We start from the raw sequence: 16,816 nt of genomic DNA on the forward strand, positions 1-16,816 counted from the left end.
TCGGAGGCTTCGCCTTGCTGGACGACCTGCGCATCACGTTCATCGGCGGCGGCAACATGGCCCGCAGCCTCGTCGGCGGCCTGGTCGAGAAGGGCTGCAAGCCGGGACGCATCAGCGTCGCGGAGCCGAACCCGGAACAGCGCGCGCTGCTCGCGAAGCGCGCGCCGGTGCGCATCAGCGACGATGGCGCGGCCGCGGCGCAGGACGCGGACGCGGTGGTGTTCGCGGTGAAGCCCCAGGTGATGCGCGAGGTGGCAGAGAACCTCGCCGCCGCGGTGCAGGCGCGCCGGCCGCTGGTGATCTCCATCGCCGCCGGCATCGCGACCCCGGACCTCGACCGCTGGCTGGGCGGGAACACCGCCATCGTGCGGGTCATGCCCAACACTCCGGCGCTATTGGGTGCCGGCGCGGCCGGTCTCTACGCGAACCCCAGGGTGGATGCGAAGCAGCGCGCCGTGGCCCAGGCCCTGATGGAGGCGGTGGGCAGCGCGCTCTGGATAGAAGACGAATCCCTCATGGACGCCGTCACCGCCCTCTCCGGCAGTGGGCCAGCCTATTTCTTCCTGCTCATGGAATGCATGGAGGCCGCCGCCCTGGAACTCGGCCTGCCGGCCGCCGCGGCCCGCGCGCTCACGCTGCAGACCGCCTTCGGCGCCGCGCGCATGGCGCTGGAATCCGGCGAGGCGCCGGCCGCGTTGCGCCAGCAGGTCACATCGCCCAAGGGCACCACCGCCGCCGCGCTCCAGGTCTTCGAGGACGAGCACCTGCGCGCCGTGGTGCTGAAGGCGCTCACCGCCGCCCGCGACCGCGGCCGGCAGCTCTCGCAGGAATCCGCCAAGGGGAAAGCATGATCGCCTCCAACTCCATCCACGCCCTGGTGTTCCTCATCAACACCCTCATGGGGCTCTACACCGCGGCGGTGATGCTGCGTTTCCTGATGCAGCAGGTGCGGGCCGACTTCTACAACCCGCTGGCGCGGGTGGTGATGCGCCTGACCAACCCGCTGCTGCTGCCGCTACGCCGGGTGATCCCGCCCTGGCGGAAGATCGACCTGGCGGCGCTGGTGGCGATGCTGGTGCTGCAGCTCGCGAACGTGGAGATCGTGCTGGCGGTGGCGGGCACGCCCTACGTGACCGCCTGGGGCTACGTGCTGTTCTGGGCCCTGTGCAAGCTCGTGTACATCCTGGTGAACCTCTACTTCTTCACGGTGCTGATGGAGGCGGTGATGAGCTGGTTCGGCCAGGGCCGCAACCCGATGGACGGGGTGCTGCGGCCGGTGAATGCGCCGCTGCTCGGGCCTGCCCGGCGCATCCTGCCGCCCATGGAGGGCCTGGATTTCTCGCCGCTGCTGGTGATGCTGGCGCTGCAGATCATCGGCAACTACTTCCTGCCGCTCGCCTGGCCCCTGGCCGGCTGGTGAGCTTCTACCGCGTCGACAGCGACGCGCTCATCCTCGACGTGAAGGTGCAGCCCGGCGCCAAGGCGGATGCCTTGGCCGGTGTCGTGGGTGGCGTGCTCCGGATAAAACTGAAGGCACCGGCCATCGAGGGACGGGCCAACGAAGCCCTGCGCACCTTCCTGGCGGAACGCCTCCGGACCAGCAAAACAAGGGTCGAAATCGTCAGGGGCGAGGCCGGCAGGCTGAAGCAAGTGCGGGTGACAGGCGCGCGGGTATCGCCTGAAACCCTATATTCACAGGCCTAAACGCATCCCTCGTCAAAAAAACCGCGTTTTCCCCGGAAAAAACCTAACATTCCTGTCTGCCGTGTGCTAGATTTCGCGGCGTGCATCTGCATTAGCCATCTACAGGAGACCTAAATGGCTGCAAAGAAAAAGGCTGTCGCGAAAGTCGCCGCCAAGGCCGCCAAGGCCCCGGCCGTCAACGCTGACAAGCCGTTCACCAAGTCCGAGACCTATGCCTACCTCGCCCATGCGACCGGCCTCAGCCGCAAGCAGGTGGCCTCGATCTTCGAGAACCTCGGGAGCCTCATCGGCAAGAGCCTGGGCAAGAAGGGCCCTGGCCTCTACGTCGTCCCGGGCCTCATGAAGATCAAGGTGGTGCGCAAGCCCGCCACCAAGGAACGTGAGGGCATCAACCCCTTCACGGGCGAGAAGACCATCTTCAAGGCGAAGCCCGCCCGGAACGTGGTCAAGGTGCAGGCCCTCAAGGGCCTCAAGGACATGGTCAAGTAAGCCATCCTGGCCGGAGCCGCGCCCGGGAGCGCGGCTCCGGCCCCCTTAAAGGATGGCCCCGCCGAACTCCGGTGTCCCGCCGGACAGTCTCTATCTCTCTCGCGATTTTTCCCGCGCCGCTTCTTTCAGGCGCATCAGGTCACGCAGCGGCACATACATGAGGTCCGCCAGCTTGTGCATGAGCGCGTCCTCGTGCTTGTCGAGACTGCCGTCCGCATAGGCTACCTCCCACAACATGGACATGAGGGTGAGCTTGTCCGGCATCTCGAGGTGCTGGTTCACGAGGTGGGTGAAGCGGAACAGCGACACGGTGTGGTCCGCCTCGCGCCGCGCCGCATCCAGCAGCCGTTCCGCATCCTGTGCGTCCAGTCCGTAGCGGTGCGTGAGCAGGGCACGTGCCCGCGTGAGCTCCTCGCCGCCCTCGTCGAAGTCGGCCCGCACCATCTCCACCAGCAGCGCCGCCACGGCGATGCGCAGCTCGTCGCGCGGCACCGGTGCGGATCCGCCGCCGGGGCCGAAGCGCTGTTCCAGGAAGGAGACGAGGGAACTGAACATGGGAACCGTCCGCCGCGAAGACAAGCCCTCCGCCGGTATCCCGGCGGAGGGCCTGGGTGACTCTTAGAAACCGAAGCCGAACTTGAGGCTGTAGGTGGTGTTGCCGGCGAGGTGGTTGTATTCCAGCGCCATGTGCACGCCCAGGTTGAAGGTCAGGCCCGCGAAGAACTCGGTGTCCGTGAAGTTCGCGGACTTGAGTCCGGTGGAGGCGTCCGGCGTGCTGTCCGTCCACACCTCGCCCACGCCCACGTAGGGGGTGACGGGGCCGAAGCCCTTGGACACGGAGACGTCCACGGTCTTGGTGTTGAAGGACAGGTTGTCCACGCCCGTGAGGTGGGTGTAGGCCGCACGCAGGCCCACCGCCGGGGCGATCACGCCGCCGTCCACCAGCGCGTAGCGCGCCTGCACGCCGTACAGGTGCACGTTCGAGCCCGGCACGAAGCTGTATTCGCCGCCCACGTCGAAGCCGAAGGGCAGGCCCTTGGACACGCTGACGTTGGCGAACGGCACGGTGGAGACGTCGTTGCCGGTGGCGGCCTTCCACGCCGCTTCGTGACTCACCTGGGTGGCGCCGGCGTTGAAGGAGAAGTCGAAGCCAGCGATGCCCTCGGATGCGGAGCCCTGCAGCTGCTTGTAGCTGGTCACAGCGCCCAGGTCCTGGGACAGGTCGTTGAAATCGGTCTGCACCAGGCCGTCGACGGTGATGTCGTCGGCTGCGGCGGCGATGCCGCTGAACGCCAGGAGACCGCAAGCCAGTAGTACGCGACGCATAGAGATACCCCTCGAGAATACGTGGAAAGACCCTGAATCCAGTCTAACAAAACGCCCCAGCCCGGGCCCGGGATGACGCCTTCAGAAGCTATTGACCACGAGTTCCCTGAGTTCGTTCAGACGGCCGTGGAAGAAGTGCCCGGCACCCGCCATCACCGCGAGCTTGGGTGGATGCACCAACGCGCGCGCCCAGGCCAGCACAGCCTGCGGCGACACCACCTCGTCCGCGTCGCCCTGCACCAGCAGCCAAGGGCATTGGGGCACTTCGATCGCGGCGGTGTCGAAGCGCTCCACCGCCGGGGCCACCGTCACCAGCCGCTCCACCGGCCGCTGCGACTGCGCGCGCAGCGCCACGTAGGAGCCGAAGGAGAACCCGCCGAGCCAGAGCGGCAGGCCGGGATGCCGCGCCATGAGCCAATCGACCGCCGCGAGTGCGTCGCCGGTCTCCCCCACGCCGTGGTCGAACGCGCCCTCGCTCCTGCCGACACCGCGGAAGTTGAAGCGCAGGCTTGCCGCGCCCATGTCGTTGAACGCTCGCGCCAGCATATAAGCCACCTTGTTCTGCATCGCGCCGCCCTGCAAGGGATGCGGATGACAGACCACCGCGACCGCGATGGGCTCGCCCGGCGGATGGTCGAGCAGGCCTTCGATGAGCCCGGCGGGCCCAGCGAAGCTCACGGGCTCGGTATTTCGCTTCTCACTCATTATTTGACGGGATTTAGGGGGTTAAGACGGGTTCGGGCCCCCGGTATAATAGCGGTTTCGTCCCGCGAATCGCACCGAGAACCCCCATGAACAAGACCCCCAATCAAACCATCGCGCTCGAAGACCAGTACTGCGCCCACAACTATCACCCGCTGCCGGTGGTGCTCACGCGCGGTGAGGGCGTGCACGTGTGGGACGACGCGGGCAACAAGTACCTGGACATGATGAGCGCCTACTCCGCCGTGAGCCACGGCCATGCGCACCCGCGCCTCGTCAAGGCGCTGACGGAGCAGGCGGCGCAGCTCGCCATCTGCTCGCGCGCCTTCCACAGCGACAAGCTCGGGCCGTTCCTGGAGCGCCTGTGCGGCCTCACCGGCATGGACATGGCGCTACCCATGAACACCGGTGCCGAGGCGGTGGAGACCGCACTCAAGGCCGCGCGCAAGTGGGCCTACAAGGTGAAGGGCGTGGCGGCGGACAAGGCCGAGATCATCGCCTGCACCGGCAACTTCCACGGCCGCACCATCGCGATCGTCTCCATGTCGAGCGACGCGCAGTACAAGGACGGCTTCGGCCCCTTCCCCGGCGGCATGAAGCTCATCCCCTACGGCGACGCGGATGCGCTGGAGCAGGCCATCACCCCCAACACCGCAGCGTTCCTGGTGGAGCCGATCCAGGGCGAGGCCGGCATCGTGGTGCCACCCGCCGGATTCCTGAAGAAAGCTGCCGAGATCTGCAGGAAGCACAAGGTCCTGTTCATCGCCGACGAGATCCAGACCGGCCTCGGCCGCACCGGCAAGCTCCTGGCCTGCGAGCACGAGGGCGTGAAGCCGGACGGCCTGATCCTGGGCAAGGCGCTCGGCGGCGGCTTGTTGCCCGTATCAGCGTTCCTGGCGCGCAAGGACGTGATGGAAGTGTTCCACCCGGGCGACCACGGCAGCACCTTCGGCGGCAACCCGCTGGCGGCGGCGGTGGGACTCGCGGCGCTGGACGTGATCGCGGAGGAGAAGCTCGCGGAGTGCTCCGCCGAGCTCGGCACCTATCTCTTGGACAAGCTCTCGGGCTTGAAGAGCCCCCTCATCAAGGGCCTGCGCGGCAAGGGACTTTTCGTAGGTATCGAGATCGACCCGAGCCAGGCCCGCGCCCGTGAGGTCTGCGAGCGGCTCATGGCCCAGGGCATCCTCAGCAAGGAGACCCACGAGACCGTGGTGCGCCTCGCGCCGCCCTTGGTCATCACCCGCGAGGAGATCGACTGGGCGGTGGAGCGCATCGCGCTTGTGCTGAAGGAGATGGCCCTCAAGGCCGCATCCTGAAGCAGGACTGAGAGACAAAAAAAGGCCGGTCTTTAGACCGGCCTTTTCTTTTCGGAGCGCGCCGCTCAGACCCAGGCTGTCGCGGACATGGGCTTGTCGGACGAGAGGTCGATGAGGCCCTTGATGTGCCGGTAGATGTACCAGAGCCAGGCGCTGATGCCGAGCAGCCAGGCCAGCGGGATGCCGATGATGGTGATGATCAGCACGAAGCAGGCCACGTAGGCCAGCACCGTGATCCAGAAGGTGCGGATCATCCAGTTGTGGTGGCTGGCCATGAGCTCGCCGTGGTCGTCACGCACCACGTAGTTCACGATCAGCGCCACGATGCTGAGGATGCCGCTGACCGCGCCGACGAGGTGCAGCACGTAAGCGACGATGACCAGGGTACGGCCGTTGTCAGAGCTCATTTCCCCACTCCCCGAAGTTGAAGGCCTAGCTGATTGTAGCCGGGAATTCGAGCCTCACCCGGCGGTTCTGCTTACCCTTCTTCTCGATCTTGGCGATGAGCACCTCGCCGATCTCGCCGATATTGCGCACGTGGGTGCCGCCGCAGGGCTGCAGGTCGATGCCCTCCACCTGCACCAGGCGCACCTTGCCGGCGCCCCGGGGCGGCTGCACCGACAGGGTCTTGACCAGCTCGGGCTGCGCGTCCAGCTCCGCGTCGGTGATCCAGCGGAAGGACACCGGGGCATCCCGCTTGATGAGGGCGTTCAGCTTCTCCTGCACCTCGGCCTGGTCAGGGCTCTGCGGCAGGTCGAAGTCCAGGCGGCCGTAGCCGTCCCCGACGGCGCCGCCCGTGACCGGCGCCACGATCACCGCCGACAGGAGGTGCAGGCAGGTATGCATGCGCATCAGCCGGTGCCGCCGCTCCCAATCTATGCGGCCCGCGAGGCGCGTGCCCGCCGGGATCTCGGCGGCCGCGTCGCCGAGGAGATGGGCCACTTCGCCAGCCTGCTCGCCCTTGCGGGTGTCCGCTACCTTAAGCTCGCGCCCATCCGGGAGCACGAGCACGCCCGTGTCTCCGGGTTGGCCGCCGCCCTCCGGATAGAAGAGCGTGCGGTCCAAGACCACCCGTCCCGGTACGGCGCCGGTCACCACGGCCTCGAAGCCGGCGGCATAGGCGTCGTCCCGGAACAGGAGCTCGGTCATTTCTCGCCTTTCTTGAAGTCGAGGGAGCAGGAGTTGATGCAGTAGCGCAGGCCCTCCGGACCCGGGCCGTCCGGGAACACGTGCCCGAGGTGCGCGTCGCACTTCGCGCACACCACCTCGGTCCGCTCCATGAAGTGGCTGCTGTCCCGGTGCATCTCCACGTTGGCCTGACCGGCGGGCGCGGTGAAGCTCGGCCACCCGGAGCCGGAATCGTACTTGGTGCCGGAGCTGAACAGCGGATTGCCGCAGCTCGCGCAGCGGTACATCCCGGCCTCGTGGTTGTCCACGTACTTGCCGGTGAAGGGCCGCTCGGTGCCCTTCTTGCGCATCACCGCGTACTGCTCGGGGGTGAGCTCCTGCTGCCACTCCGCGTCGCTCTTCCTGATCTTGTCCATCTGCCTCGCCTCTCGCATGTGAAGTCCCACGTACCCAGGACCCGCCCCGCCGCCGGGCTATTACCAGTATGCGCCCGCGCCCTACGGCTACAGGAACGGGCCGGGTTTTGATACCCTAGGCGCCCTCGGACGGCCGCTTGGCCGCCCAGGCACCCTCCAAAAGTACGTCCATAGGGAGACAATCGATGCGGACCCGCGCATTCGCTCTAGGGCTGGCCGCCATGCTGGTGAGCCTGGCCGCCCACGCCGATGGCGACCCCGCCAAGGGCCGCGTCACTGCCTATACCTGCATCGGCTGCCACGGCATCCCGAACTACACCAACAACTACCCGACCTACCGCGTGCCGAAGCTCGCGGGCCAGCATGCCGCCTACATCGTGCAGGCACTCAAGGAATATAAGGCCGGCGACCGCGCCCACAAGACCATGCACGCCCAGGCCTCGTCCCTGAGCGACCAGCAGATGCAGGACATCGCCGCCTACTTCGAGAGCTTGGGGCATGCGACCCCGGCCGGCCAGTGAGGGGAGACACCATGAACAAGCACATCGCCCTCGCCCTCGCCCTGGTACTTTCCATTGCCGCTCCGGCGGCCCTCGCCCACGGCGATGCCGCTTCCGGCAAGGAACTCGCGGGCAAGACCTGCGCCGCCTGCCACAACGCCAACGGCATCAGCAACAAGGGCCAGGATCCGCAGCCGCCGATCCTCGCGGGCCAGTACAAGGACTACATCATCCAGGCCCTGCACGAGTACAAGCTCAACCAGCGCAAGGGTTCGCCCATGAACGCCATGGTGGCCCCGCTCTCGGAGCAGGACATCAAGGACCTGGCGGAGTACTTCTCCGGCTTGCCGGGCCCGCTGGACACCATCCCGGACGGCCACAAGCACTGAGCGCGCCCTGCTCTGATTTAAGAAAAGCCTCGCTAACGCGGGGCTTTTTCTTTTTAGTAGGATGTCGCCATGACGATGCTCGGCAGCAAGGTGGTGGTCCTCACCGGCGCTTCCCAGGGACTGGGAGCGGTGATGGCGGCGGCGCTGGCGGACGAGGGCGCGACGCTGCTGCTGGCGGCCCGTTCCGCCGACAAGCTCGCCGAGGTGGCCGCGGGCCTGCCTCGCGGCACCCGCGTGCTCACCCAGCCCACGGACGTGACCCGCACCTCGGACCGGCGCGCGCTCCTGGAGCGGGCGCGGCACGAGTTCGGCCAGGTGGACGTGCTCATCAACAACGCAGCCATCGAGGAGCTGGGCGTCTACGCCGAGCAGGACCCGGCGGTGTTGCAGCGCATCCTGGAGACCAACCTGCTCGCGCCCATGCTGCTCGCCCGCGAGGCGCTGCCGGAGATGCTGGCGCGCCGGAGCGGCCACGTGGTCAACATCGCTTCCCTCGCCGGCCGCACCGGTATGCCCTACGGCGCTGCATATTCAGGCAGCAAGGGCGGGCTGGCGGAATGGAGCATCTCGCTGGCGGCGGAACTGCGGGACAGTGGCGTCGCGGTCTCGGTGATCTGCCCGGGCTTCGTGGACGAGGCCGGCATGTTCTCCCGCAAGCAAGCGGCAGCGCCCCGCAGCGTGGGTGCTTCGCATCCAAAAGATGTCGCCCATGCCGTGCTGGGGGTGCTCAAGAGCCGCAAGATCGAGGTGGTGGTCAACCCCAAGCCGGTGCGGCTGCTCATGGCCCTGAAGGCGCTCTCCCCGGAAGCAGCTCTCGCCCTGGGCCGGCGCCTGGGTTTGGTGGCGTTCCTTAAGCGCATCGCCACTACCCATCCACCCGACAACCGGATGTTGTAAACCCTGTCGAGGGTGCTACACTCTGTTAAGTACACGAAATGGCAAACCCGTCCGAAAGGCGGGGGCGCAAAGTCACCGGTCTAAGGGGTGCAAACCCTAAGATGGCGGGATTACCGAATGTGCCAACCCCTGTGTCCAGGCCCCTCCCTCTTGCCTGGACCGGCTTTCGGAACCCCTGACCCGCCCTCAGAAGGTTTGCACCCCTTTCTATTTGGGGCGCTCCATCCATCCTGTTACCCTCGCGCCTGACAAACGAGCGAGCGGCCATGTCTGAACCTGCCATCCGCAACGTCTCCGACACGGCCCTGTGGGTCGCGGTCTACCGCGCCCAGGAGAGCGAGCGTCCCGATCCCCTCTTCTACGATCCCTACGCGCGCCAGCTCGCGGGCGAGCGCGGCGAGGAGATCGCGAAGCAGGTGGGCATGCCCGGCTGGCCCATCGTGGTGCGCACGCAGATCCTGGATGAGCTCATCCTGAAGGCGGTGGAAGAGGACGGCTTCGACACGGTCCTGAACCTGGCCGCCGGCCTCGACACCCGCCCTTACCGCCTGGCGCTGCCGGCGACGCTGCGCTGGATCGAGGTGGACTTGGCGCCCATGGTCGAATACAAGCGCGACAAGCTGAAGGAAGCCAAGTGCTTCTGCCGGCTGGAGCGCCACGCCGTGGACCTCGCGGACCCCGCGGCGCGGCGCGCGCTGTTCGCGAAGGTGGGTGCGGCCGCGAACAAGGTGCTGGTGATCACCGAGGGCCTGCTGGTGTACCTCGACCCGGAGGAGGTGAAGGTGCTAGCGGCGGACCTGCACCAGCCGGTGCCGTTCAAGCGTTGGCTGCTGGACATCGCCTCGCCACAGCTCCTCGAGATGCTGGCGAAGCGCGGCATGACCGGCGACCGGAGCCAGCTGCTCGAGAACCAGGAGGTGCGTTTCCGGTTCGCGCCGGCGGAGTCCCTGGATTTCTTCGCCCCCCTGGGCTGGCGGCCGTCGCAGTACCGCTCCGTGGCGGATGAAGCGAGGCGCCTGAAGCGCTTCGATATCCCGCTGCCACTCAAGGTGGTGGGCTTCCTGGTGGGGTTGCTGGCGCCCAAGCAGGGCGAGAAGCTGCGCCGCATGAGCGGCATCGGCGTGCTGGAACGGGCTTAGCGTCCGAGACTCGCCAGGTAACCTGATCCCAGCTCCTGCATCTGCTCCAATATCCAGTCCTCGCGCCGCTGCAGGCGCGCCGACGGATCGTTCACGTCGAAACGGTCCGGCGCCGGCAGCGAGGCGGCGAGCAGCGCCGCCTGCTCGCGGCTCAGGGCCGCGGGCGTCACGCCATAGAGCCGCCGCGATGCGGCGCCCACGCCGAAGGTGTAGTCGTCGAGCTGGGCCACGTTGAGGTAGACCTCGAGGATGCGCCGCTTCGGCCACTCCAGCTCCATCATCACCGTGAACCAGGCCTCCACCGCCTTGCGGGTGTAGCTCCTGCCCGGCCACAGCCACAGGTTCTTGGCGGTTTGCTGGCTGATGGTGCTGGCGCCGCGCACGTGGCGGCTCTTCGCGTTGTGCTCGAAGGCCGCTCCTATGGCGTCCCAGTCGAAGCCGTCGTGGAAGGGGAACTGCTGGTCCTCGGCGGTCACCACCGCGAGCGGCATGTCCGGCGCGATGGCCGAATAGGGAGTCCATTGGTACTGCACCCGGGCGCGGGACTTCTTCGCCAGGAGCTCGACCTGCTTCTGCTGCATGAACGCGCTGGTGGCCGGGTCCACCACGCCGCGGAACGCCACGCCGCAGGCGGTGGCCAGGAACCATAGCCAGGCCAGCACCAGGGCGCGCCGCCACAGGCGCGGCCAGAGGCTCATGCCAGGCCCCGGCCGGTGAGGTGGTAGACCGCGAAGCTCGGCAACCAGTGGCTGCCTGCGTATTCCTCCTCGCGGATGGCGGCGAGGCCCTGTTCGGCGTGCTCGGCCGCCGCCGACTCCAGCGCGGCACGGCGCGCATCGGCAGCAGGCAGCGCGGCGGCGATGCCGCGCAACATCCAGGCGCGGCTCAGGTTGAGCCCATCCAGGTGCGCGAGCTTGCCATCGGAAGGATCGCGGCTCACGGCGGGCTCGAGCCACCGGCTGCCGTCCGCCGGCAGCTTCGGCAGGAACTTGGCCAGCCAGCGCACATACTCGACTTGCGGCACGAGGCGGCGCATCAGGTCCGCTTCCGCCAGCACCGGCGAGAGGAAATCCTGGCCCGAGGGCTCGTAGGCGAGCGGGCCGCCCACGTCGAAGCGGTGGAACTCCACGCCCTTGGCGCGCACCAGCTCTTGCATCGGAACGTCGCCGATGACGCGGGCCCAGTCATGCGCCAACCCCAGGGCGAAGGCGCTCTGGGAATGTTCGCCGCTGCGGATGGGATAGAAGAGCTTGGGCAGCCAGGTGCGCAAGCGCTCCCGCGCCAGCGCTTCCAGTGGCGCCAGCACCGAGCGCCAGCGCTGTGCCTCAGGCGTGTTCCATTCATGCAGCTCTGCGTTGAGCTGCAGCAGCCAGGCGAGGCCGTAGGGCCGTTCCCAGGAAGCGCGCCGCGGGTCGTCGAAGTAGCGGCATTCCTGCGCCACGTCCGCGAGGTTGAACCGCCTCTCCACGAACGCCCGCGCCTCCGGGGCGAAGCGCCCCTCCGGCAGGAGCCGGAGCAGCCGCACCAGCAGCCAGTAGTTGTGCACCGCCGAGTGCCAGTCGTAGGCGCCGCAGAACACCGGGTGCAGCTCGCGTGGAGCGGCCGCGTCCTGGTCGCCATCCATCAGGTGCTGGATGTGGTTGGGGTACTCGCGGCCGAGGTTGGCGAGCGCCATGCGCGCCATGCGCTCGAGAAAAACCACGTCCTGGGTGGAATCTTTCATGCTGACCCGGAGTCTACTGGGACGGTACCCCTTGGCGACAGTCCCGCCGGGCTGCCATGATGGGCCCCGCCAGAGCCGGATGACCGGCCTCGCATCCATACCTGATAGGGAAACAGCGCATGTCGAACAAATCCTCCCTGCGCCGGGACGTGGGCCTCGTCGCCCTCACCATGACCGGCATCGGCTCCATCATCGGTTCCGGATGGCTCTTCGGCGCCGCCAAGGCCGCGCGCCTGGCCGGCCCTGACGCGGTCTGGGCCTGGGTCTTGGGCGCCGTGATCATCCTGGTGATCGCCCTCACCTACGCCGAGCTTGGCGCCATGTTCCCGGAGTCAGGCGGCATGGTGCGCTTCGGCCTCTATACCCATGGCTCCCTGGTGGGCTCCATCGCAGCCTGGGCCGCCTGGATCTCGGTGGTCTCGGTGATCCCGGTGGAGGCCTTCGCCTCGGTGCAGTACATGGCTTCCTGGCCATGGGACTGGGCCAACCCATGGGCCCACAACCTGTTCCAGGACGGCAAGGTGAGCGACACCGGCCTCGCCATCGGCGCGGTGCTGGTGGTGATCTACTTCCTGCTCAACTTCTGGAGCGTGAAGCTGTTCGCGCGCAGCAACACCATAATCACCACCTTCAAGCTGGTGATCCCGGCGCTGACGGCGCTACTGCTGATCGCCTCGGGCTTCCACGCGGAAAACTTCAGTGTGGGCACCCACGGCGGCGCCCATGTCACTGACATCGCCGCGGTGCTCACCGCGGTGGCCACCGCCGGTATCGTGTTCAGCTTCAACGGCTTCCAGAGCCCGGTGAACCTGGCGGGCGAGTCCAAGAACCCGAGCCGCGACGTGCCCATCGCCGTGATCGGCTCCATCGTTATCTGCGCCATCATCTATGTGCTGCTGCAGATCGGCTTCCTGGGCGCGGTGCCCTCCGAGATGCTGCAGCAGGCCGGCTGGAGCGGCGTCCAGTTCAGCTCGCCCTACGCGCAGCTGGCGCTGGCGGCCAATATCAACTTCCTGGCGATCCTGCTCTACGTGGACGCGTTCGTGAGCCCCAGCGGCACCGGCTCCACCTACACCGCCTCCAGCTCGCGCATGCTCTGGGGCATGGAGAAGAACGGCATCCTGCCCAAGATCTTCGGTACGGTGCACCCGGTATATGGCATCCCGCGGCCGGCCATGTGGCTGAACCTGGCGGTGGCGTTCCTGTTCTTCTTCTGGTTCCAGGGCTGGGACAAGGGCGCGGACGTGACCTCCGTGGCCTGCGTGCTCTCCTACCTCATCGGCCCGGTGAGCGTAGCGGTACTGCGCAAGATCGACCCGGATCGCGCGCGGCCCCTGAAGGTACCGGCGCTGAAGTGGGTAGCCGGCATCGCCTTCACCTTGGGCACCCTGGTGCTGTACTGGGCCAAGTGGCCGCTCACGTGGCAGGTGATCCGCACGCTGTCGCCGGTGCTGCTGTTATGGGGCTACTACGAGTACGTGGGCGGCTGGAAGGACTTCCGCCAGCACGCGCGCGGCGCGCTGTGGCTGGTCATCTACCTGCCGGGCGTGGCCGTACTCTCGTACATCGGGAGTGACCAGTTCGGCGGCATCGGCTTGCTGCCGTTCGGCTGGGACCTGCTGGTGGTGGCGGTCTTCGGCGCGGTGTTCTTCCTGTGGGGCCTGAAGAGCGGCTGGAAGACGGTGCATCTCGAGGCCAGCAACCAGACTCTGCATTGATAGAGAAGATGGCACGCCCCGCCACGCAAGTGGCGGGGCGTTTTCTTTTAGAGGTCCACGATCTCGACGTCAGGCGCTCTGAGCGTCTGCCCCAGGAACAGGCTGCCGACCCGCGCGAAGCGCTCGGGGCCGTCGGTCGCGAGGTAGCGCGCGCCGCCTTCGCCCTGAGCGCGGGCGATCTTTCCCTCGCCCAACAGCTTCTCCACGGCCCGCGCCGCGATCTCGGCGGAATCCACGATGCCGACTTCCGGTCCCGCCACCGCGGCGATGGCATCCTTGAGCAGCGGGAAGTGGGTGCAGCCCAGCACCAGGCAGTCCAGGCCCTCGCGGCGCTTCTCGTCGAGCAAGGGCTGCAGGTACTCGCGCACCACTGATTCCACCAGCGGGCCCTTCACCCAGCCTTCCTCCGCCAGCGCCACGAACAGCGAGCAGGCCTGGGCATACACCTGTGCATCCGGCCGGCGCGCCGTGATCGCGCGCTCGTAGGCACCGCCCCGCACCGTGCCTTCGGTGGCGAGCACGGCGATGTGCCCGGTCCTGGACGCCGCCACGGCGGCCTCCGCCCCCGCTTCCACCACGCCCACCACCGGCAGCGGCGCGAACCCGGCGGCGAGGGCTGGCATGGCCACGGCGGAGGCGGTGTTGCAGGCCACCACCAGCAGCTTGATGCCGCGTCCGACCAGGTGCCCCGCCGCCTGCACCGCGTAGCGGTTCACCGTGTCCGGCGCCTTGGTGCCGTAGGGCAGGCGCGCCGTATCGCCGAGGTAGAGCAGGTGCTCGCCCGGCAGGCGGGCGCGCAGCGCCTTCAGCACCGTGAGGCCGCCCACGCCGGAATCGAAGATGCCTATCGGAAGTTCGGCGGGACTCAAGCTTTCTCGCGCAGTTCTCTACGCAGGATCTTTCCGACGTTGGATTTCGGAAGCTCGTCGCGGAACTCGATGTGCTTCGGGACCTTGTAGCCCGTCAGGTACTTGTGGCAGTGGGCGATGAGTTCCTCGGCGGTGAGCGCCGGGTCCTTGCGCACCACGAACAGCTTCACCACCTCGCCGGAATGCTCGTCGGGCACGCCCACGGCCGCGCACTCGCGCACGCCCGGGTGCATCATGGCCACGTCCTCCACCTCGTTCGGGTACACGTTGAAGCCCGACACCAGGATCATGTCCTTCTTGCGGTCCACGATGTAGACGAAGCCGCGCGCATCCACCCGGCCCATGTCGCCGGTGCGCAGCCAGCCGTCCGGCGACAGCACCTTGGCGGTCTCGGCCGGCTGCTGCCAGTAACCGCGGGTCACCTGCGGCCCGCGGAAGCACAGCTCGCCCACCTCGCCCACGCCCAGCTCGCGGCCGTCATCGTCGCGGATCGAGAGCTCGGTGGAGGGGATGGGAAGGCCGATGCTGCCGTTGTAGTCCTTGAGGTCCAGCGGGTTGATGCAGGCGGCCGGGGAGGTCTCGGTGAGGCCGTAGGCCTCGACGATGGGCCGGGCCGTGACTTTCTTCCATTGCTCGGCCACCGCGCGCTGCACCGCCATGCCGCCGCCCAGCGCCAGCTTCAGATGCGAGAAGTCCAGCTCGGCGAAACCCTGGGCGTGCAGCAGCCCGTTGAACAGCGTGTTCACGCCGGTGATGACGCTGAAGGGATACTTGCCCAGCGTCTTCACGAAGTCCTTCATGTCGCGCGGGTTGGTGATGAGGATGTTCTTGCCGCCCAGCGTCATGAACACCATGCAGTTCGCGGTGAGCGAGAAGATGTGGTACAGCGGCAGCGCGGTGATCACGATCTCGGTGCCGGGCGTGAGGCCCTTGCCGAGCCAGGCGGCGGCCTGCAGCACGTTCGCGGTCATGTTGCCGTGGCTGAGGATCGCGCCCTTGGACACGCCGGTGGTGCCGCCGGTGTACTGCAGGAACGCCACGTCGTCGTGGCCGAGGTCCACGGGCTCGAGCTTGTAGCGCGCGCCGGCCGCCAGGGCATCGCGGAAACCCACGCTGCCCGGGAGCTGCCAGGGCGGCACCATCTTCTTGACGCGCTTCACCACGAGGTTCACCAGCGCGCGCTTAGGCTGCGGGAACAGGTCGCCAATCTGGGTGGTGACCACGGTGTCGAGCGCGTCGCAGCCCTTCACGTCCTGCAGGGTATGGGCGAAGTTCTCGAGGATCACGATGCCGCGGGCGCCAGAGTCGCGGAGCTGGTGCTCCAGCTCGCGCGCGGTGTAGAGCGGATTGACGTTCACCACCGTGAGGCCGGCCCGCAGCACACCGAACAGCGCCACCGGGTACTGCAGCAGGTTCGGCATCATGATGGCGACCCGGTCGCCCTTCCTGAAGCCGCGCTCCTGCTGGAGCCAGGCACCGAACTTCGCGCTCTCGCGGTCCAGCTCGCCGTAGCTCATGGCCACGCCCATGTTCACGTAGGCGGGCAGTGCGGCGAAGTCCCGGCAGCACTCCTCCATGATCTGCTTGACCGAAGCGTAGCGGCCGGTGTCGATCTCGGCGGGCGTGCCGGCGGGATACTGCTTGAGCCAGAGCTTTTCCACGTCCACCCCATCCGTGCTTTTGCCGAATCATACCGCAGGCCGCGCGGGACAAGCCGGCGGGGCCTTACAATATCGGGACATGGAGACTGGACAGAAACTGGCCTGGATCACCGGCGGCGGCTCTGGCATCGGCCGGGCGCTCGCGCTCCGGCTCGCCGCCGACGGCTGGCGCGTGGTGGTGTCGGGACGCCGCCCCGAGCCGCTGGCGGAGACCGCGGAGCAGGCGCCAGGCGCCATCTTCCCCTGGCCGCTGGACGTGGCCGACCTCGCGGCGGTGCGCCGCGCCGTGGCCGGCATCGAGGGCGCCCACGGCGCCGTGGCGCTGGCGGTGCTCAACGCCGGCATGTACCGCTCCGTGAAGCTCGACACCTTCAAGGGCGAGACCTTCGCCGAGCACATGCAAGTGAACTTCCTGGGCGTCGTCAACTGCATGGACGCGCTCTTGCCGGCGATGCGCGCGCGCCGCGCCGGGCACATGGTGCTGGTGGCGAGCGTGGCGGGCTACCGCGGCCTGCCGCTGGCGGCGGCCTACGGTCCCACCAAGGCGGCGCTCATCAACCTCGCCGAATCCATGAAGGGCATGTTCGCCCGGGCCGGCCTCACGCTCTCGGTGTGCAATCCGGGCTTCGTGGCCACGCCGCTCACCGAGCACAATGCCTTCCCGATGCCGTTCCTGATGCAGGTGGACGACGCGGCCGAGGCGCTGCATCGCGGCATCCGCGCCGGGAAGTTCGAGATCGCCTTCCCCACCCGCTTCGTGCTGATATTGAAGCTGCTACGCGCCCTTCCCTACGCGCTGTATTTCCCGCTGATGCGGCGCCTGACCCGCTAGGAGGCAA

Annotated in this window: 21 protein-coding genes and 1 riboswitch; of the genes, 11 read left to right on the forward strand and 10 right to left on the reverse strand. The window is 67.7% G+C overall.

Annotated elements, in window-relative coordinates:
* Positions 1-14: 14 nt before the first annotated feature.
* From proC to VF651_07885, 4 genes are all read left to right on the forward strand, one after another.
* Entirely contained in the window at positions 15-851 is an 837-nt protein-coding gene (proC, locus tag VF651_07870; protein ID HEX7965616.1) for a pyrroline-5-carboxylate reductase, read from the forward strand.
* Entirely contained in the window at positions 848-1,420 is a 573-nt protein-coding gene (locus VF651_07875) for a YggT family protein (GenBank protein HEX7965617.1), read from the forward strand. Before proC ends, VF651_07875 begins: the two co-directional genes overlap by 4 nt.
* Entirely contained in the window at positions 1,417-1,704 is a 288-nt protein-coding gene (locus VF651_07880) for a DUF167 domain-containing protein (GenBank protein HEX7965618.1), read from the forward strand. The genes VF651_07875 and VF651_07880 overlap by 4 nt, the downstream gene beginning before the upstream one ends.
* A 114-nt stretch (positions 1,705-1,818) precedes the next feature.
* The gene (locus VF651_07885) at positions 1,819-2,193 is read left to right on the forward strand and encodes an HU family DNA-binding protein (protein ID HEX7965619.1); all 375 of its coding nucleotides are present in this window, start codon (positions 1,819-1,821) and stop codon (positions 2,191-2,193) included.
* Positions 2,194-2,283: 90 nt separating this feature from the next.
* Here VF651_07885 and VF651_07890 read toward each other — a convergent pair whose 3' ends face one another.
* From VF651_07890 to VF651_07900, 3 genes are all read right to left on the reverse strand, one after another.
* Positions 2,284-2,748 (reverse strand): TerB family tellurite resistance protein, encoded by a 465-nt coding sequence (locus VF651_07890; protein ID HEX7965620.1) that lies wholly within the window; start codon positions 2,746-2,748, stop codon positions 2,284-2,286.
* Between the two features lie 63 nt (positions 2,749-2,811).
* The gene (locus tag VF651_07895; GenBank protein HEX7965621.1) at positions 2,812-3,519 is read right to left on the reverse strand and encodes a hypothetical protein; all 708 of its coding nucleotides are present in this window, start codon (positions 3,517-3,519) and stop codon (positions 2,812-2,814) included.
* An 81-nt stretch (positions 3,520-3,600) separates the two neighbouring features.
* Positions 3,601-4,224 carry an alpha/beta fold hydrolase gene (locus VF651_07900; GenBank protein ID HEX7965622.1) on the reverse strand — a complete coding sequence of 208 codons (624 nt, stop codon included), beginning with the start codon at positions 4,222-4,224 and terminating at the stop codon, positions 3,601-3,603.
* Between the two features lie 86 nt (positions 4,225-4,310).
* Here VF651_07900 and rocD point away from each other — a divergent pair, with 86 nt between their 5' ends.
* Positions 4,311-5,537, forward strand: coding sequence for an ornithine--oxo-acid transaminase (gene rocD / locus VF651_07905; protein ID HEX7965623.1), 1,227 nt, complete (start codon positions 4,311-4,313; stop codon positions 5,535-5,537).
* A gap of 65 nt (positions 5,538-5,602) precedes the next feature.
* Here rocD and VF651_07910 read toward each other — a convergent pair whose 3' ends face one another.
* The 3 genes from VF651_07910 to msrB are packed head-to-tail and all read right to left on the reverse strand — an operon-like array spanning position 5,603 to position 7,081.
* Positions 5,603-5,944, reverse strand: coding sequence for a DUF4870 domain-containing protein (locus VF651_07910; GenBank protein HEX7965624.1), 342 nt, complete (start codon positions 5,942-5,944; stop codon positions 5,603-5,605).
* Between the two features lie 25 nt (positions 5,945-5,969).
* The gene (locus VF651_07915; GenBank protein HEX7965625.1) at positions 5,970-6,686 is read right to left on the reverse strand and encodes an alanyl-tRNA editing protein; all 717 of its coding nucleotides are present in this window, start codon (positions 6,684-6,686) and stop codon (positions 5,970-5,972) included.
* Positions 6,683-7,081 carry a peptide-methionine (R)-S-oxide reductase MsrB gene (msrB, locus tag VF651_07920; GenBank protein HEX7965626.1) on the reverse strand — a complete coding sequence of 133 codons (399 nt, stop codon included), beginning with the start codon at positions 7,079-7,081 and terminating at the stop codon, positions 6,683-6,685. Before msrB ends, VF651_07915 begins: the two co-directional genes overlap by 4 nt.
* 185 nt (positions 7,082-7,266) lie before the next feature.
* Between msrB and VF651_07925 the strand changes: the two genes are divergently transcribed.
* From VF651_07925 to VF651_07940, 4 genes are all read left to right on the forward strand, one after another.
* Positions 7,267-7,602, forward strand: coding sequence for a cytochrome c (locus tag VF651_07925; GenBank protein ID HEX7965627.1), 336 nt, complete (start codon positions 7,267-7,269; stop codon positions 7,600-7,602).
* Between the two features lie 11 nt (positions 7,603-7,613).
* Entirely contained in the window at positions 7,614-7,970 is a 357-nt protein-coding gene (locus VF651_07930) for a cytochrome c (protein HEX7965628.1), read from the forward strand.
* Between the two features lie 69 nt (positions 7,971-8,039).
* Positions 8,040-8,867 carry an SDR family oxidoreductase gene (locus tag VF651_07935; GenBank protein ID HEX7965629.1) on the forward strand — a complete coding sequence of 276 codons (828 nt, stop codon included), beginning with the start codon at positions 8,040-8,042 and terminating at the stop codon, positions 8,865-8,867.
* A 30-nt stretch (positions 8,868-8,897) separates the two neighbouring features.
* Positions 8,898-8,985, forward strand: a riboswitch (cyclic di-GMP riboswitch).
* Positions 8,986-9,133: 148 nt separating this feature from the next.
* Positions 9,134-10,006 carry an SAM-dependent methyltransferase gene (locus VF651_07940; GenBank protein ID HEX7965630.1) on the forward strand — a complete coding sequence of 291 codons (873 nt, stop codon included), beginning with the start codon at positions 9,134-9,136 and terminating at the stop codon, positions 10,004-10,006.
* On the opposite strand, the gene mtgA is transcribed toward VF651_07940, so the two are convergent.
* Together mtgA and VF651_07950 are read right to left on the reverse strand one after the other, a co-directional pair.
* Positions 10,003-10,704 (reverse strand): monofunctional biosynthetic peptidoglycan transglycosylase, encoded by a 702-nt coding sequence (gene mtgA, locus VF651_07945; GenBank protein ID HEX7965631.1) that lies wholly within the window; start codon positions 10,702-10,704, stop codon positions 10,003-10,005. The genes VF651_07940 and mtgA overlap by 4 nt on opposite strands.
* Complete coding sequence (locus tag VF651_07950; GenBank protein ID HEX7965632.1) at positions 10,701-11,729, reverse strand: DUF2891 domain-containing protein; 1,029 nt, start codon at positions 11,727-11,729, stop codon at positions 10,701-10,703. The genes mtgA and VF651_07950 overlap by 4 nt, the downstream gene beginning before the upstream one ends.
* A 119-nt stretch (positions 11,730-11,848) precedes the next feature.
* On the opposite strand from VF651_07950, the gene VF651_07955 reads away from it, so the two are divergent.
* Positions 11,849-13,447 carry an APC family permease gene (locus VF651_07955; GenBank protein HEX7965633.1) on the forward strand — a complete coding sequence of 533 codons (1,599 nt, stop codon included), beginning with the start codon at positions 11,849-11,851 and terminating at the stop codon, positions 13,445-13,447.
* 47 nt (positions 13,448-13,494) lie between these two features.
* Here VF651_07955 and murI read toward each other — a convergent pair whose 3' ends face one another.
* Entirely contained in the window at positions 13,495-14,316 is an 822-nt protein-coding gene (gene murI, locus VF651_07960; protein HEX7965634.1) for a glutamate racemase, read from the reverse strand.
* Positions 14,313-15,983, reverse strand: coding sequence for an AMP-binding protein (locus VF651_07965; GenBank protein HEX7965635.1), 1,671 nt, complete (start codon positions 15,981-15,983; stop codon positions 14,313-14,315). The genes murI and VF651_07965 overlap by 4 nt, the downstream gene beginning before the upstream one ends.
* Positions 15,984-16,056: 73 nt before the next feature.
* On the opposite strand from VF651_07965, the gene VF651_07970 reads away from it, so the two are divergent.
* Positions 16,057-16,809, forward strand: coding sequence for an SDR family NAD(P)-dependent oxidoreductase (locus tag VF651_07970; GenBank protein HEX7965636.1), 753 nt, complete (start codon positions 16,057-16,059; stop codon positions 16,807-16,809).
* Positions 16,810-16,816: the final 7 nt, after the last annotated feature.

Source organism: Gammaproteobacteria bacterium (genome assembly GCA_036383255.1).
Taxonomy (GTDB): domain Bacteria; phylum Pseudomonadota; class Gammaproteobacteria; order Natronospirales; family REEB76; genus DASUBN01.